Annotated in this window: 18 protein-coding genes; 15 read left to right on the forward strand and 3 right to left on the reverse strand. The window is 40.6% G+C overall.

The genetic code is table 11. From position 1 onward, the window contains the following. Positions 1–3 precede the first annotated feature (3 nt). A complete protein-coding gene (locus ABTP35_RS13850) occupies positions 4–1,374 on the forward strand; it encodes an MBL fold metallo-hydrolase (protein ID WP_293295572.1) in 1,371 nt (456 codons plus the stop codon). Between the two features lie 11 nt (positions 1,375–1,385). On the opposite strand, the gene upp is transcribed toward ABTP35_RS13850, so the two are convergent. Next, positions 1,386–2,039 carry a uracil phosphoribosyltransferase gene (gene upp, locus ABTP35_RS13855; RefSeq protein ID WP_224834897.1) on the reverse strand — a complete coding sequence of 218 codons (654 nt, stop codon included), beginning with the start codon at positions 2,037–2,039 and terminating at the stop codon, positions 1,386–1,388. 193 nt (positions 2,040–2,232) lie between these two features. On the opposite strand from upp, the gene ABTP35_RS13860 reads away from it, so the two are divergent. The 3 genes from ABTP35_RS13860 (at position 2,233) to ABTP35_RS13870 (ending at position 4,423) form a co-directional block, all read left to right on the forward strand. Further along, positions 2,233–3,144 carry a J domain-containing protein gene (locus tag ABTP35_RS13860; RefSeq protein ID WP_293295569.1) on the forward strand — a complete coding sequence of 304 codons (912 nt, stop codon included), beginning with the start codon at positions 2,233–2,235 and terminating at the stop codon, positions 3,142–3,144. 7 nt (positions 3,145–3,151) lie between these two features. Then, a complete protein-coding gene (locus ABTP35_RS13865) occupies positions 3,152–3,442 on the forward strand; it encodes a chaperone modulator CbpM (RefSeq protein ID WP_293295567.1) in 291 nt (96 codons plus the stop codon). 159 nt (positions 3,443–3,601) lie between these two features. Then, the gene (locus tag ABTP35_RS13870; protein WP_252079330.1) at positions 3,602–4,423 is read left to right on the forward strand and encodes a universal stress protein; all 822 of its coding nucleotides are present in this window, start codon (positions 3,602–3,604) and stop codon (positions 4,421–4,423) included. Here the strand turns inward: ABTP35_RS13870 and ABTP35_RS13875 are convergent, their stop codons facing one another. Further along, complete coding sequence (locus ABTP35_RS13875; protein ID WP_293295564.1) at positions 4,424–4,828, reverse strand: hypothetical protein; 405 nt, start codon at positions 4,826–4,828, stop codon at positions 4,424–4,426. Between the two features lie 89 nt (positions 4,829–4,917). On the opposite strand from ABTP35_RS13875, the gene ABTP35_RS13880 reads away from it, so the two are divergent. The 11 genes from ABTP35_RS13880 to ABTP35_RS13930 all read left to right on the forward strand — a co-directional run bounded on the left by ABTP35_RS13880 (position 4,918) and on the right by ABTP35_RS13930 (position 14,092). Beyond that, entirely contained in the window at positions 4,918–6,447 is a 1,530-nt protein-coding gene (locus ABTP35_RS13880) for a PAS domain S-box protein (protein ID WP_293295563.1), read from the forward strand. Then, a complete protein-coding gene (locus tag ABTP35_RS13885) occupies positions 6,425–7,474 on the forward strand; it encodes a response regulator (RefSeq protein WP_293295561.1) in 1,050 nt (349 codons plus the stop codon). Before ABTP35_RS13880 ends, ABTP35_RS13885 begins: the two co-directional genes overlap by 23 nt. 86 nt (positions 7,475–7,560) lie before the next feature. Beyond that, positions 7,561–8,397, forward strand: a complete 837-nt coding sequence (locus tag ABTP35_RS13890) for a universal stress protein (protein WP_293295559.1) — start codon at positions 7,561–7,563, stop codon at positions 8,395–8,397. 147 nt (positions 8,398–8,544) lie between these two features. Beyond that, positions 8,545–9,387 carry a universal stress protein gene (locus ABTP35_RS13895; protein WP_293295557.1) on the forward strand — a complete coding sequence of 281 codons (843 nt, stop codon included), beginning with the start codon at positions 8,545–8,547 and terminating at the stop codon, positions 9,385–9,387. A gap of 7 nt (positions 9,388–9,394) precedes the next feature. Next, a complete protein-coding gene (locus ABTP35_RS13900) occupies positions 9,395–10,204 on the forward strand; it encodes a universal stress protein (RefSeq protein ID WP_293295555.1) in 810 nt (269 codons plus the stop codon). Between the two features lie 52 nt (positions 10,205–10,256). Beyond that, entirely contained in the window at positions 10,257–11,120 is an 864-nt protein-coding gene (locus tag ABTP35_RS13905) for a universal stress protein (RefSeq protein ID WP_375334259.1), read from the forward strand. Positions 11,121–11,132: 12 nt separating this feature from the next. Next, positions 11,133–11,561 (forward strand): hypothetical protein, encoded by a 429-nt coding sequence (locus ABTP35_RS13910; RefSeq protein WP_224834886.1) that lies wholly within the window; start codon positions 11,133–11,135, stop codon positions 11,559–11,561. Between the two features lie 84 nt (positions 11,562–11,645). Continuing rightward, positions 11,646–12,044: a hypothetical protein gene (locus ABTP35_RS13915; protein ID WP_224834885.1), complete on the forward strand. Its 399-nt coding sequence runs from the start codon at positions 11,646–11,648 to the stop codon at positions 12,042–12,044. Positions 12,045–12,125: 81 nt separating this feature from the next. Continuing rightward, positions 12,126–12,566: an Hsp20/alpha crystallin family protein gene (locus ABTP35_RS13920; protein ID WP_293295551.1), complete on the forward strand. Its 441-nt coding sequence runs from the start codon at positions 12,126–12,128 to the stop codon at positions 12,564–12,566. A gap of 45 nt (positions 12,567–12,611) precedes the next feature. Then, on the forward strand, positions 12,612–13,064 hold the full coding sequence (locus ABTP35_RS13925) for a hypothetical protein (protein WP_293295550.1): 453 nt from the start codon (positions 12,612–12,614) through the stop codon (positions 13,062–13,064). Between the two features lie 20 nt (positions 13,065–13,084). Further along, positions 13,085–14,092 (forward strand): 2-hydroxyacid dehydrogenase, encoded by a 1,008-nt coding sequence (locus tag ABTP35_RS13930; RefSeq protein WP_293295548.1) that lies wholly within the window; start codon positions 13,085–13,087, stop codon positions 14,090–14,092. On the opposite strand, the gene cls is transcribed toward ABTP35_RS13930, so the two are convergent. Next, a complete protein-coding gene (gene cls, locus ABTP35_RS13935) occupies positions 14,087–15,493 on the reverse strand; it encodes a cardiolipin synthase (protein WP_293295546.1) in 1,407 nt (468 codons plus the stop codon). The genes ABTP35_RS13930 and cls overlap by 6 nt on opposite strands. Between the last annotated feature and the right edge of the window lie 18 nt (positions 15,494–15,511).

The raw sequence follows: 15,511 nt of genomic DNA on the forward strand, positions 1-15,511 counted from the left end.
GTTATGAATAAACTGGAAATACACTTTTTGGGCGGGTCTGGGACTGTTACGGGATCTAAGTTTTATTTGCACACCGAGGAAATAAAAATTTTGGTGGATTGTGGATTGTTCCAAGGTATTAAGGCGCTAAGGGAAAAAAATTGGGAACGCTTGCCCATAGATGTTTCCCAGATCGACTATGTTTTGCTCACCCACGGACACCTGGATCATTGTGGGTATTTGCCTCTTTTGGTAAAACAAGGTTTTCGAGGAAAAATTTTAGGGACCGGACCAAGTCTGGACATTGCAAGGATCATTCTGGAAGACAGTGCCAAAATACAAGAGGAAGAGGCAGAAAGAGCAAATAAAGAGGCATACAGCAAACACGATCCGGCACTACCATTGTACACTGCCAAAGATGTGGCTTTCGCTTTGAAGTTCTTTGAGCAAGTCGACGAAGGCGGGCAAGTTTCATTGTCCGAGCATTGCGATGCCCGATTCCTGTACAATGGACATATTATTGGTTCAACCTATATAGAAATTGATCTATTCGGTAAACGCCTGGTTTTTTCCGGGGATGTGGGCAGGCAGCAAGATGAATTACTGGATCCACCAAAACAACCCGAATGGGCCGATTATCTGTTTGTGGAAAGCACTTATGGAGATAGGCTACATCCCATAGAGGATGTTGGGCAGAAGCTGGTAGAGCTGGTCAATGATACCTTGTACAAAAAAGGGACCTTGATTATACCTTCTTTTGCGGTGGAACGATTACAATCGCTCATGTACCAATTGTGGAAACTCTACAAAAAGAACAAGATTCCCAATATCCCCATTTTTGTGGATAGTCCAATGGGCAACAATGTTCTGCAAGTATTTGAACATTACCCTGACTGGCATAAACTTACACCCGTAGAGTATCGGAATATGTGTAACCATATCAATATAGTGAGTTCTTATGCCGAAACCTGGGAAACCATTGACGACCCCAGGGCAAAAATTGTAATTGCCGGTAGCGGTATGGTAACGGGAGGAAGGGTTCTTACCTACATTAAACAATTGGGCGATATGATATCCACTTCGATATTACTTGTTGGGTACCAGGCGGAAGAAACCCGTGGAAGAAAACTTCTCGAAGGAGCGACAGAACTCAAGATCTATGGCAAAACAATACCCATTAAAGCACAGGTACACCACTTGGAAAGCTTATCCGCACATGCGGACCAAGGTGAGTTGGTGAACTGGATGGGCTCCATTAAAAACGTTCCGGAAAAAGTGTTCCTGGTACATGGTGAAAAGTCCGCAATGGAAGCCTACAAGGACAAAATCCAGGAAAATTTCGGTTGGGACTGCCATATCCCGAACATCCACGAAGTTGTTGAAATTATACTATAAACCCTAAAAGATTACAGTTTAGGGCCATAACTTAAATCACCAGCATCACCAAGACCTGGAATAATATAGCCTTTGCTCGTTAAGTGTTCGTCCACAGTAGCTATCCAAAGTTGAGTGTCGCTTGGAAAGACCTTTTCCACTTTGGCAATCCCAGATTTGGAACCAATTACCGATAGGATATGAATCTGTTTTGGTGTTCCATGACTCTTTAGGGCATTGAGCACATTCTCCAAAGTTTTTCCTGTTGCCAGCATGGGGTCGGTGAGAACCAAAACCTTACCATCCAAAGATGGTGCGGCAAAATATTTTACGATCACCTCAAAATCATCATCATCGTTGGGGTGGTGTCTGTACGCCGAAATAAAGGCATTCTCGGCCCGGTCAAAATAATTTAACATGCCCTGATGTAGGGGCAATCCGGCCCTTAGGACCGAACAAAGCACTAGGTCGTCCTTACATCCAAAGGTTTTTTTGGTGCCCAAAGGCGTTTGTATTTCTCTCGCTTCATAATCCAAGGACCGACTCAATTCATAAGCTAGAACTTCGCCTATTCGTTCAATGTTTCTTCGAAAACGCATGGAATCCTTTTGGATCTCCACATCCCTAATTTCGGAAATAAATGTATTGAGTACCGAATTGGTCTGGTCAAATTGATGTATGATCATTTGAATAGAAATTGTTTCTTTTTTAAAGGTATGGGATGTTCCTAAAATATAAAAATGAAAAACCATAGGTCCACTATGCGAACCAATTGACTGATATAGGTCATTGGAAAGAAGTAAGTTTTTTATAAAAATTTGAAAGAATCTTTTATTCAAATGATTTTTAGGTTGTACCACTAAGATTTTGTGACCATTTATGGAGTTTATCGATTATTATAAGGTTTTGGGGGTTGATAAAAAGGCGTCGCCCGAACAAATAAAAAAGGCATATCGCAAATTAGCGAGGAAATATCATCCAGATCTTAACCCGAATGATGCCGAAGCGGAGAAAAACTTTAAACGGGTCAACGAGGCCCATGAGGTACTCTCGGATACCGAAAAAAGGAAAAAGTACGACGAATACGGCAAGGACTGGCAGCACGCCGAAGCGTTTGAAAAAAACAAGCGATCCCGCACTCAATATGCTGGACAAAATGATTTTGAAGGGTATACCTATCGTCGCACTGGAGGGTCGAACCAAGATTTTTCCGATTTTTTCGAGTCCATGTTCGGTGGAGCATCAAGTTTTGGTTCCAAAGGCCAAAAGGTCCATTTTCGTGGCCAAGATTACAATGCCCAGCTCCAATTGTCGTTGATGGATGTGTACACGACACAAAAACAGACCCTTACCGTTAACGGAAAAAATATCCGATTGACCATCCCTGCCGGTATCGAGGACGGACAGACCATTAAAATAAAAGGACATGGAGGCCCGGGAATCGATGGAGGCCCTGCCGGGGACCTTTACATTACATTTTCCATTGTAAACCATACCGCTTTTAAAAGAGATGGAGCAAACCTGTACAAGACGGTTCAAATTCCATTGGTGAAAGCGGTACTTGGAGGCGATATTCAGGTCGAAACTTTAACGGGTAGGGTTAAATTAAAACTGGCACCGGGGACCGATAATGGCACCAAAGTTAAACTCAAAGGGAAAGGATTTCCTAAATATAAGAAAGAAGGAGAATTTGGGGACCTCTATTTAACCTATACCGTTAAAATTCCAAAGCACCTTACACAAGAACAGAAAAGCCTCTTCGAATCCTTGGCAAAGACCAATCTAGCATAGCACAGTCATGAAAAAAGAAAACTTTATATCCATCAAAACATTTTGTGAAAACCATGGGGTAGGCGAATCTTTTATCTATTCCATGTACGAATACGAAATTTTGCAGGTCCAACAGGAAAAAGAAGCGGGAATGCTCCACCTGGACGATCTTCCCCTTTTGGAAAAAATGGTGCGTCTGCATCATGACCTCGATATAAACCCGGAAGGGATACAAGCCGTACACCATCTTTTGGGGCAGGTGGAAAGTTTACAGGAAGAGGTCGCCTCACTTAAAAAGAAACTGGACAGATTGGAGTAAAATCCGATCGAGGTTTGGATATGACCTAGATCATTGGAATTAAAATACACGAAACCTATTTTTAGTCGAAATAAAAAAATGGAAATGGTACAGGGTATTGCCGAACAAGGCAGTACTTGATTTGGTAGCCAATGTCATTTTTCGCAAACCATGGATATTATGAAAAAAATACTGGTTCCCGTTGATTTTTCCGAACACTCGGAATATGCTTTGCATGTAGCCGCCATTATTGCCAAACAGCATAATGCAGGCATTGTTTTGCTTCATATGATCGGAATGTCCGATTCGGTTCTGGCCAATTCCGAGATCGCAGAGGAGGCAGAAGCCAAATACTATCTTAACTTGGCGAAGGATAAAATCAAACAATATACAGAAAAAGAATACCTCAAAGGAATATCGCTAGAGGCCATTATCCAAAACTACAAAGACTTTGAGGAGGTAAATAATGTGGCCGAAGAGAAAAATTGTGATTTGGTGGTGATGGGGTCTCACGGTACCAGCGGGATAAGCGAGCTTTTTGTTGGGTCCAATACGGAAAAAGTGGTACGTACATCCAATGTTCCGGTAATAGTGATCAAAAAACCACACCAAGATTTTACCATAAAGAAAATGGTCATGGCCACTGATTTTGCCAATAAAAGTGTATCTGCTTATATTAAGGCCGATACCTTTGCCAAATTGTTCAATGCTAGTTTAGAAGTGGTCTATGTGAATACCACAGGGGCCAACTTCATTGGATACGACATTGTGGATAAAAGACTGGAAGCCTTTAAAAAAGAGCTGGGCAAGGACGTCAACATTAATTTCTACAGTAGCCCAAGTGTAGAACGCGGAATTCTTAAGTATTGTCAGGAAAAGAATGCCGATCTATTGGTAATTCCAACACATGGTAGAAAAGGTCTGGCACATTTTGTTGTGGGCAGTTTGGCCGAAAATGTTTCCAACCATGCGCAAATGCCTGTTATGACGATAAAAATGTGATCAACGGTCAAAAAGCAGTTGTAAACGCCCCAATAAGATCAATTCCGATTTGTTGCTGCCATAAAACGAAGCTGTGATCGCTCTCGAAGTGGACATGGCCAAATTTTTGATCTTTGGGGTAAATAACAGTTCGTGCTCCGTATAAAAAGCTTCGAATTCTTCATAAATTTCCTCGGGGTCTTTTTCATATTCCAATAACCTATCAAAAACGGTGATTATCTGTAGTGCGGCGTCGGCACCAAATTCGTCCTCAATATCATCTACTTCCAACCATTGCTCACGTACCACCTCGTTAAATTTCTCCATTTCGTTCATATGCACACTGTGATCGGCCATGGCCATGGCATAGAATAGTTTCCCCAAATTCTGATATAGTTCGTTGCCCATTTTCGTCCTGTGTGTCATGATCTTCTGTGTTTAAGTGCTCAATTAATAAATATACTTATCAGTAAAGTTTTTCTACATGATGTAAATCAGTAAATTTATTTGCTGTTATGGAAGGATTTAAAGAAATAGATGTACTGGATATTTTATCGGAAATCATTTCTGAGGGAATCCTGATTGTGAATGACCAACATAGCATTACGGCTAGCAACCATGCGGCAAATGTAATGTTTGGCTATGGTGAAGGAGAGCTCATCGGCGAACCATTGGATGTTTTGATACCCAAAAGCTCCAGAGCCGACCATGGCAAACTTGTTTCTGGTTTTATGCACCATGGAAAGGCCCGGCAGATGGGTAAAGGGTTGGATTTGCTCGGTCGATGTAAAAATGGGGATGAGTTTCCACTGGAAATAAGCCTCAATCCTTTTAAATTGAACAGTAAAAAGTATGTATTGGCCTTGATCATGGATATCACCGAAAAAAAGAAGGCCAAAGAAACCATAGATTATTGGTTTAAAATTTTTGATGAATCCCTAAATGAAATCTATGTTTTTGATCCAGAAACATTGGTTTTTATCAATGTAAACCTCGGGGCTCAAAAAAACTTGGGCTACAGCATGCAAGAGTTGGCACAAATGTCGGTGTTGGATATTAAACCGAGCCTTTCGGAAGCGGTAATGAGACGTTTGGTTTCCCCATTGTTGTCCAAACGCAAACAAAAGGTTGTATTTGAAACAGAACATAAGCGCAAAGACGGATCTACCTATCCTGTTGAAGTACATTTACAGATTTCCTTTATAGGGAAACGAAAAGTATTTGTGGCCATTGTTTTGGATATTACGGAAAGGAAAAATTATACCCAGCAACTGGAGAAGACCGTCGAGGAAAGAACACAACAATTGCAAGAGGCCCTAAAGGCCGAAAAGAAGCTCAATGAACTTAAAACAAAGTTCCTCTCATTGGTGTCGCACGAGTTTAAGACGCCGTTGACCAGCATTCTCACCTCAACATCGTTATTGGCCAAATACACCGAATCCGAACAGCAAAACAAAAGGGACAAACATATTGCCACTATTAAATCAAAAGTGAAGTACTTGGATGGTATCCTAACGGACTTTTTGTCCATAGAACGGTTGGAGCTTGGCAAGGTAAAATATGAGTTGACCACATTCCCCTTGAGCAAGGTGATCAATGAGGTGATCTACGATGCCAATATGCTGCTAAAAGAAGGACAACGAATAAAATACCCGAACAATATCGATGGTATTGTATTGGATTTTGATGAGAAAATGCTTGTTCTGGCCTTATCCAATTTGGTCCATAATGCGATAAAATATTCTCCCGAGGAAACGGATATAGAGCTTAGGGTAACCATGGAGCAAGAACAATTGAATATTGAGGTGGTCGACGAAGGCTTTGGAATACCACCAGAAGACCGACCCTTTATTTTTGATAGGTACTACCGGGCCTCCAATGTACTTACAGTTCAAGGAACCGGAATCGGGTTGAATATTGTGAGGCAACATATGCATAACCTCGATGCGAATGTTACTTTTAAAAGTAACAGGGAAAAAGGATCCACATTTACACTGCACATACCAATTAAAAACAAGGAAAATGAAAAAAATCTTACTGGTTGAGGATGACACCTCGCTGCGGGAGAATGTAGCGGAACTGTTGGAATTGTCCGGTTATACCGTATGTTCGGCATCAAATGGAAAAATAGCCGTTCCAATGGCCATAAAGGAACGTCCCGATCTGGTTCTTTGCGATATCATGATGCCGGAAATGGATGGGTACGAGGTATTGGAGGAATTATCTACAAAGGAATCCACAAGGTATATCCCGTTTATATTTATATCGGCAAAAACGGAAAGGCAAGATGTAAGAAGGGGTATGAACCTTGGTGCAGATGACTATTTGACCAAGCCGTTCGAAGAGGAGGAGCTATTGGGAGCCATAACCTGCCGACTGGAAAAAGCAGAACAAATGCAAGTCGTCCTATCCAATGAGTCCAGTAATAAAAATGGGGAGGGTGAAATACGATCTCTGAACGAGCTCAAAAACTTTTTTGACGACCATGGTCAGTTGCTTTCTTATGCCAAGGACGACATTATCTACAATAGAGGAGATCATTCCAATATGGTTTACCTCATATTAAAAGGGGTCATAAAGAGCTGTGCCTTGGACGAAGAGGGCAAGGAGCTGATTACCGCTATATATTCGGAAGACGATTTTTTGGGATTTACATCCCTAACGGACCATTTGCCCTATCAGGAATATGCCATTGCCATTGAAGATGTTGAGTTGGCAGGAATCTCCAAGGAAAAGGTCAAGGCAATTTTGGAAGATAACAAAAGCGTTTCCTTGGAACTGATGGATGTAATCACCGATAATTTGTCCGACATTAAAAAACAATTGCTGCAAATGGCCTATAGTTCGGTAAGAAAAAAAACCGCACAGACCTTATTGCGTTTTTCCCGGGCAATAAACAAGAACAAACGTGGACCATTAAAAATTGCGCGCAGCGATTTGGCCGGAGTGGCAGGCATTGCCACCGAGAGCCTGATCAGAACCCTTTCCGATTTTAAGAATGAAGGACTAATTGCCATAGAAAATAGAAATATTCTTGTGTTGGAACCAGAGGCATTGGAGCAGGTCCACTAAAAAATCACGTCATAAATAGGGCAAGTGATATTTATCATTCCGTTTGTTTTAATCAATAGCAATCTTGCACCATCAATTTATGACAAATGAAGAATATTCTGGTCCCCACGGATTTTTCGGAAAATTCCATTCAGGCATTAAAGTATGCCCAAGTGCTGCTTAGCGGTTTAGAATGCAATTTCTACGTGTTATATGTTGGCACCCTACTGGATACCAAAGCTGATGCAGAATCGCTCCAAGAAAAAACGGACGAGACCAGAAAAAATACTAAAAGGCGACTGAATGATCTGGTACGGGCGGAACGTAAAAAAAGTACTGAGGCCAATCACTTTTTTTTCGCTTTGCACGAGTACGGATTCTTTATTCCGATCATAAAAAAACATCTGGAAGAACAAGATATCCATCTTATTGTAATGGGTACCAAAGGTGTTTCCGGTGTTCGGGAAAAAGTGGTGGGAAGCAATGCCGGCGATGTTATTACCAAAGTGCAGTGCAATACTCTCGTGGTTCCGCAGCATGTTGATTTGTCCAAACCCCGAGAAATAGCTTTCCCTACGGACTTTAATATATTTTATTCCTTAAAGATCTTGCACCCCATGGTGGAAATGGTGCAGTGCAGCAATGCGCAGCTAAGGATCATGAATGCCTTGAAATATGGTGATACCCTAAGTGAAGAGCAACAGAAAAATAAGGAATATCTTATGGACTTTATGGAAGAGACCTTTCCGAAGGTGCACAGTTTTCATACCATTACCAATCAAAAGGTAAAGTCGGCCATACAATGCTTTGCGGAGAGCAGGGAGGTCGATATGATGATCATGGTGGCCAAAAACCTAAATTTTATACAACAGATTCTGTTCGATTCCATAGTGGAGCAAATAAGTTTTCATACCAAAATTCCATTTTACGTAATTCACGAGTAGTGTTTTAATTAAATCGTTCGATTGGTTTTTGTATGTGATACCTAAACCGATAATCCTCAAGTTTTTGTGATAGGTGATGGAAATCATAGTATAGAATAAACTAGCTAAATAGCTTTGTTACGATAAGGGATTTTAAATAATTGAGCTATGTTCAGAGTTGTATTGCCCACCGATTTTTCAGATAATGCATTCCATGCCATTTCCTATGCAGTAAAACTGTTGGAAAAGTCTACTTGTATTTTTTACCTGGTACATGCATATACTCCACCAGTGTACAGGGCCGATTATACTTTGGGCAGCCCCGGCCAATTGGGATTGCCCGATACAGAAAAGTACAAAGCCGAAGAAGCTTTGGAAAAAACAAGGCAAAAAATCAAGGCACAGTTCAATATACCGACCCACACGTATGTAACCCACGCTGCTTTTAATTCGTTGGCAGATGAAATCGCAACCATAACCAATAAGGAGAACATCGATTTTGTGGTAATGGGTACACAAGGGGCAACAGGAGCGAAGGAAATTTTATTTGGCTCCAATACGGTGCATGTAATTCAGAGAACTAGTGTTCCAATTCTTGCCATACCCTCGTTTTTTGAGTTTAAACCCGCACACAATATATTGTTTCCAACCGATTTTGAAGTAGATTACGATAAGGCCAATATTGATTTTTTACTCAAACTTTCCAAACTATGGCATGCTAAACTGCATGTTTTACATGTATCATCGCCAAGCGGATTGGATGCCGATCAAGAAAAGAACAAAACCTATTTGCAGGGCATGTTGTTAGAAGAGAATACTGTTTTCTACGATTTACCGGACCAAGAACTGATAGAAGGCATCAATGGGTTCCAGAACAAGGCCCAGGTCGAACTTTTGGCCATGGTGAAAAACAAACACTCATTTATTGAACGCCTTTTTATAGAACCGATCATTAAAAATATAGGGTTACATGCCAGAGTTCCTTTTTTGGTTCTCCCCTATAACCAATAATTAAATTATGTTACAGATTTTAGTACCTACCGATTTTTCAAACAATTCTTACAATGCGCTGTTCTATGCCGCTAAATTGTTCAAGAACAAGAAAAGTACATTTCATATTGTAAATGTGTGCAGTACCAAGAACGATCCAAAAAAGGAAGAGGCCCAATTGGAATCGGCCCAAGGATTGGATGCATTGGTACATCGGCTGATCAGGGATGTAGGAGAGAATTCGAACCATGACTATAAAAAAATATCGCTATGCTCCGATTTACCCGAAGGGATTGCTGATTATGCCAAAACAAACAAAGTGGACCTTACCGTAATTGGAAACAAGGCACAAGAAGAAGTCAAACATATTCTGTTCGGGAACAATGCCATGCAGTTAGTTCGAGAAATAACCCATTGTCCCGTATTGATCGTGCCCTTGGAAATCGATTTTAAAAAGGTGGATAAACTGGCTTTTACATCCAATTATACCTATCCTATTGCAGAAGAAAATAGTAAGGCCATCATTTTTTTCAGTGAATTGATGAATAGTGTTGTTGTGCCAATGCGCATTCAAGAAAATAAAGGGAACGATACTGCCGAAAAGAACAGGTCCCAATTTTTAAATGCGATTGCCCATAAAAGTGGGAAAGAGGTCGAGTTGCCCATTTTCGATGGTAAGGTGAACACGATTTTGGAATTTGTAGATCTCTGGAAAATAGATATGCTCTGCATGGTGTACTACCCGCACCACTTCTTTTTGGAGTTTATAGGCAATGGCATCATAAAGGAACTGAATACCAAATTAAAAGTCCCTTTTTTAATTTTGCCCAACCGCTAAAGTTGACGAAAATCATGGCATAACTTATTGGTTCATAGTAAATTTCAGGAAAATGAGATTACGTATGGACAAAAGGATTTTGTTGCCTACCGATTATTCCAAAAATGCGTTGAACGCCATTAGGTACGCCCTGGAGTTGTATAGAAATGTACACTGCGACTTTTATATTCTCAATGCGTTCCATATATCCAGCTACACCTTGGATAGCATGAGGGTCCCGGAAACAGGCGAACCGTACTACGAAGCTGCAAAACAAGAAGCGGAAGCAGGTATGGAGCGACTAATGCAAATGGTCAGACTCCATCCACAGAACCATAAGCACGAATTCCATACCATAACGACCTTTAACAGTGTTACCGAGGCGATCAGACATGTTGTGGATAAAAAAGATATCGATATGATCATCATGGGAACCAAAGGTATCACCGAATCCAAGGCTCGGATATTCGGCACCAATACCGTAAATGTAATGGAACGGATCAGGGAGTGCCCCGTAATTGCAGTGCCCAATAATTATATGTTCGAAGAACCAAAGGAAATTGTTTTTCCTACCGATTATAAATCCCCTTTTAAGAAAAAAGAGATGGCAGATGTAATTGAGTTGGCACAATTGTTCAATGCTACCATCCATGTATTGCACATTGATAAGGACAAAGACGGTAAACTGGACAGGAAAGAGCAGGGCAATAAGGAATTGCTCCAAGAAATTCTGGAAGGGGTAACGCACCAGATGCACTTTGAGCCTGCAGCTAAGATCAGTGATGGAATCAACGCATTTGTCGATAGGCACAAATGTGATATGATTGCCTTTTTGAACAGAAAGCATTTATTTTTTGGAAGCATACTTACCAATCCTTTGGTGAAAAAAATAGGGTACGACCCCAAAGTGCCCATATTGGAACTTAACGATAACTAAAAAATTGTAACTATGAAACAGATAGGAATTTGGTTGGATAAACAAGAAGCCAACGGCGTAGTATTGGAAAACGGGAAGGAAAGTCTTTTTACCATTCCATCGGAACTCGATTTTTTTAACCCAAGAGGCGGTTCCCGATCCAAGACCAAATGGGGTCCGCAAGATGTGGTTCAGGACAGTAAATACCTTGAAAAGGAAAAGCATCAACTAAGAAACTATTTTGAGAAGATTGCGGAAAAAATTTCCGATGCGGACGAGATAGCCATATTTGGTCCTGCCGAAACACCGGAAAAATTGGTAGGGGCTTTGCAGACGAAACATCCTGGCTTGGCCAACAAAATAAAGATGACCAAAACTACGGATAGTATGTCCCAAAACCAGTTTAAAGCGTTGGTAAAACAATCTTTTGGTCTGGACGACCGATATCCTAAGGGTAAATAAAAGTGAGCAAAATGATTTAGATCATTTTAAAACTAAGGGCTAAACCCTATTTTCAACGGTAAAATTTAATCGAACTCCAAGATAATGGCATGGGAGAGGAAAATAGAGGTGATGCGAGACGATCTTCAAAACTGGAAATCTTACATTCAGTTTATCGGGGACGAGATGGTGTTTATCCAAAAATTACTTGATTCTTACATTTTTGAACCAAGAACGCCCAACCTGTTTGAACGGTTGGAGAACTTTAAACAGCTTTTCAACGCTTCAAAGCAGCAAAGGGCATCGCTACTGGAATCCATCAAAATACATGGTAATAGACTTGGCGGTATTTTTGAATGTACACAAGAAGAAAGCGATAGTCAATACTACGAAAATCATCTGGACCTGAAAGCAAATGTCACGGGCTATATTAAATCCTATCTTGACCAAAAAAAGGAAGTTTACGAATATGCCGGATCTATACTAAAGAAAAAGAAGCCCTAGTGCTGGCATGATCAAAAGGGTATACCTCCTTTGGTCTGTGCCGGATTGTTACATGTTCATTAACCATTAAAAAATGTAATTATGTCACTTGTAAAGTTGGATGGAAAACGATTTCCATGGAATGAGCGACTGATTGATTTTTTCAATCGTGATACGTTTTTTGACGATGACTTTTTCAATCTAGAAAAAAACCATCCATCAATGAACGTTAAGGAACACAAAGATGATTTTGAAATTGAATTTGCCGCACCGGGATTCGAAAAAAAAGATTTCAAAATCACTATGAAAGATGATGTATTGGAAGTGTCTGCCCAAAAAAGTAAAGAAGATACCGAGGAGGACGAAAATTTTACCAGGAGGGAGTTCAACTACAATGCGTTTAAAAGAAGTTTACAATTGCCTAATTCCGTCGACCGGACAAAAGATGTGAAGGCAATGTATAAAAATGGCATTCTAAAACTTAATGTCCTAAAAATGGACGAAGCCAAGGATGGTCACAAAAAGGTAATCGAAGTAGTATAAGTTGAAATTGCGGTAGATGGGGCTCTCTCATCTACCGCTAAATGTATGGAAACAATGGAAGCAAAACCTATTAAAAGAAAGTTTAGGGAATGGTTCAGTGCAGATGAGTTGCACCAAGAATCCAAAGAATGGTTCTCCGAATTGCAATTTGCCGCGGACGAGCAACAGTTTTTGAACCATATGGTCAAAGATTATACTTTGGATATTATAGATTCCGATATGTTCAAGACCGTTCAGCCTGTTGTGGAAAACTTGAACAAAATGGAGAAGCAGTTGGTGGAACTCCTCAAGAAAGTACAATTGCACGAAAACCAACTTCAGATCATGGTGGACGAAGTCAATCAAGAAAAAATGGAGTCCGCCTATTTGGACACACATAACGATCTGGGCATGGAAGTGTCCGATTATATTATAAAATATAGGGAATCCAAGATCAGGATTTTTGATATCGTGTCCGATGTTATCAAGCGCAAAAAACAAAAAAGATTGCTCAATTAACCCAAGTTAGACCAAAAAACATGAAAGTACTTGTTTACAGTGCCAAGGATTTTGAGATAGATCATTTAAAAAAAGTGAACGATGGTAAACACAACTTAAAGTTTGTGCCGGAAGCGCTCAATGCCACGACCGCGGTAATGGCAGCTGGCTTCGATGCCATTTGTATATTCTCCAATGATGATGCCTCTTTGGTGGTACTGGAAATTCTTCAGGATCTGGGAGTAAAATATATAACACTACGATCTACGGGCTACAATAATGTAAGCGTTAAGTCTGCCAAGCGGATTGGGCTCAAAATCGCTTATGCTCCGGAATATTCGCCACATGCCATTGCGGAACATGCCGTGGGGCTTACTTTGGCAATAAATCGGAAGTTGATTTTGGCCAATGCCCAGGTGCACCAATATAATTTTATGTTGGACAATCTGATCGGTACTGAAATCTTTGGCAAAACCGTGGGTATTTTTGGAACAGGTAGAATAGGCTCTATTTTAGTAAAGATCTTTCATGCTTTCGGGTGTAAAGTATTGGTGAACGATATAGAACGTAACCAGTATTTGGAAAACCATTACGAAGTGGAGTATGTTCCCTTGGAAGTACTGTGCCGTAGATCGGATATAATCAGTATCAACACGCCATTGACCTACGAAACACACCATATTTTTAATAAAACGCTGTTCTCCGTTATGAAAAAGAGGGCATTGTTGGTGAACACAGCTCGCGGTGGGATCGTAAAGACCAATGATGTTATAACCGCCCTTAAAAATGGAAATCTTGGAGGGTATGCAACCGATGTTTATGAACAGGAAAGGGGTATTTTTTTTAAGGATAACGGTAAATCGGGCATTGCCGACGAGCTGTTGAAAGAGTTGATCGATATGCCAAATGTGTTATTGACCCCTCACCATGCATTTGCAACCAAAGAGGCACTTGAGCGCATTGCGGAAACCACCATTTATAACTTGGATTGTTGGGAAGAGGGCAGGAGCTGTAAAAACGAATTGGGGTTTCAGACAATCACTTTATAGAAGCGGACTTAAAAGTTTGGCAAAACCTTCGATCAGTTTTTTGCCCCATGAGCGCGATTTAAATTTTTCGTAATCGGACAAGAGGGTGGACTTATCACAATCCGACAAAAAATCGGATTTCATTTTGCGGCAAAGCTCGTTGTCGTAGACAAAAACTTGTGCCTCATAATTCTGCTGCAGGCTCCTATTGTCCAAATTGGCCGTTCCAATGCTTGCAATCTCATCGTCGCACAACATTACCTTGCTATGTAAAAAGCCTTCTTCGTACAGATAAATTTTTATGCCTGCCTTTAGATAAGATTCAAAATAGGCACGCACACACCAATCCACCAACTTGATATCGGTACTGGAGGACATTAATATCTTTACATCCACCCCGCTGAGCGCTGCGGTGATCAATGCTTGTAAAATGGCGTGGTTGGGAATAATATAGGGATTAACGATGTAGAGGTATTTTTCCGCACTGTTTATTATGGAAAAATACACTTGCTCCATAACATCAAAATCGTCGTCGGGGCTACTGGGAACAATTTGGAGCGATGTGCATTTTTTTTGCGTCCGGTGGATCTTTAATGTATTCAGATCTACTTTTTTTGCACTTGCCAGAAACCAATCGGTTACAAAAGTGCGGTTGAGGTAATCCACAGCTTCGCCTTCAATTTTTAAGTGGGTATCGTGCCATTTGCCCAGAGTGGGATCTCCTTTCAGATATTTGTCGGAAATATTGATGCCCCCCGTAAACCCGATCTTATTATCGATCACTATGATCTTTCTATGGTTTCTATAGTTAAGGGAAGAAAGGAATCTTCCAAATTTAAAAGGCAGGAACTGTGCCGTCTCCACCCCGATGCCCTTGAGTTTTTTTAAATACTTTTTGCTTAGGGAGTAGCTGCCAATACCATCATAAAGGAGGCGAATGGTGACATTTTCGGCTATCTTTCTTTCAAAAACCTCCAATAATTTATCGGCCAAAAGACCGTCCTCGAAAATATAATATTGCAAATGAATATGCTCTTTGGCTTCCTCCAAGGCATTAAAAATGCTTTCGAAAGTGTTTCTTCCATCTTTGAGCAATTCTAAATGGTTATAACAGGTAACCGGGCATTTGGAGGTATTGCTGATCAAAGAGGTTATTTTTTCCTTGTTTGCTGAGATCTCAGGACGACAATCTTCATTTTTAAATTGATCATTTGGAGCAGTTTGATGTTTTTGGGAGAACATTTTGCTTTTCCGTCGGTTTCGGCCAAATAAAATATAAAGTAGTGCGCCTGCCACTGGGATGGTAAATATGGCCAAAAGCCAAGCCAGCGTTTTACTGGGGCGTACACCGTTCAGCAAAAGGCTGATCACCATTGTTAGGGAGATGATTACATAAAGTGTAATAAGAATGGGAACGAGCATCTTTGTATTGGATACAAT

It is taken from the genome of Flagellimonas alginilytica (assembly GCF_042134605.1).
Lineage (GTDB): Bacteria > Bacteroidota > Bacteroidia > Flavobacteriales > Flavobacteriaceae > Flagellimonas > Flagellimonas alginolytica.

Excerpts from the sequence above, each read along its gene's own strand:
- ABTP35_RS13880 (WP_293295563.1), top strand. The coding sequence starts at position 4,918 with ATGGAAGGATTTAAAGAAATAGATGTACTGGATATTTTATCGGAAATC.
- ABTP35_RS13920 (WP_293295551.1), top strand. The coding sequence starts at position 12,126 with ATGTCACTTGTAAAGTTGGATGGAAAACGATTTCCATGGAATGAGCGA.
- ABTP35_RS13905 (WP_375334259.1), top strand. The coding sequence starts at position 10,257 with ATGAGATTACGTATGGACAAAAGGATTTTGTTGCCTACCGATTATTCC.
- ABTP35_RS13930 (WP_293295548.1), top strand. The coding sequence starts at position 13,085 with ATGAAAGTACTTGTTTACAGTGCCAAGGATTTTGAGATAGATCATTTA.
- ABTP35_RS13885 (WP_293295561.1), top strand. The coding sequence starts at position 6,425 with ATGAAAAAAATCTTACTGGTTGAGGATGACACCTCGCTGCGGGAGAAT.
- ABTP35_RS13860 (WP_293295569.1), top strand. The coding sequence starts at position 2,233 with ATGGAGTTTATCGATTATTATAAGGTTTTGGGGGTTGATAAAAAGGCG.
- cls (WP_293295546.1), bottom strand. The coding sequence starts at position 15,493 with ATGCTCGTTCCCATTCTTATTACACTTTATGTAATCATCTCCCTAACA.
- upp (WP_224834897.1), bottom strand. The coding sequence starts at position 2,039 with ATGATCATACATCAATTTGACCAGACCAATTCGGTACTCAATACATTT.
- ABTP35_RS13850 (WP_293295572.1), top strand. The coding sequence starts at position 4 with ATGAATAAACTGGAAATACACTTTTTGGGCGGGTCTGGGACTGTTACG.
- ABTP35_RS13910 (WP_224834886.1), top strand. The coding sequence starts at position 11,133 with ATGAAACAGATAGGAATTTGGTTGGATAAACAAGAAGCCAACGGCGTA.
- ABTP35_RS13890 (WP_293295559.1), top strand. The coding sequence starts at position 7,561 with ATGAAGAATATTCTGGTCCCCACGGATTTTTCGGAAAATTCCATTCAG.
- ABTP35_RS13900 (WP_293295555.1), top strand. The coding sequence starts at position 9,395 with ATGTTACAGATTTTAGTACCTACCGATTTTTCAAACAATTCTTACAAT.
- ABTP35_RS13865 (WP_293295567.1), top strand. The coding sequence starts at position 3,152 with ATGAAAAAAGAAAACTTTATATCCATCAAAACATTTTGTGAAAACCAT.
- ABTP35_RS13925 (WP_293295550.1), top strand. The coding sequence starts at position 12,612 with ATGGAAACAATGGAAGCAAAACCTATTAAAAGAAAGTTTAGGGAATGG.
- ABTP35_RS13870 (WP_252079330.1), top strand. The coding sequence starts at position 3,602 with ATGAAAAAAATACTGGTTCCCGTTGATTTTTCCGAACACTCGGAATAT.
- ABTP35_RS13875 (WP_293295564.1), bottom strand. The coding sequence starts at position 4,828 with ATGACACACAGGACGAAAATGGGCAACGAACTATATCAGAATTTGGGG.
- ABTP35_RS13915 (WP_224834885.1), top strand. The coding sequence starts at position 11,646 with ATGGCATGGGAGAGGAAAATAGAGGTGATGCGAGACGATCTTCAAAAC.
- ABTP35_RS13895 (WP_293295557.1), top strand. The coding sequence starts at position 8,545 with ATGTTCAGAGTTGTATTGCCCACCGATTTTTCAGATAATGCATTCCAT.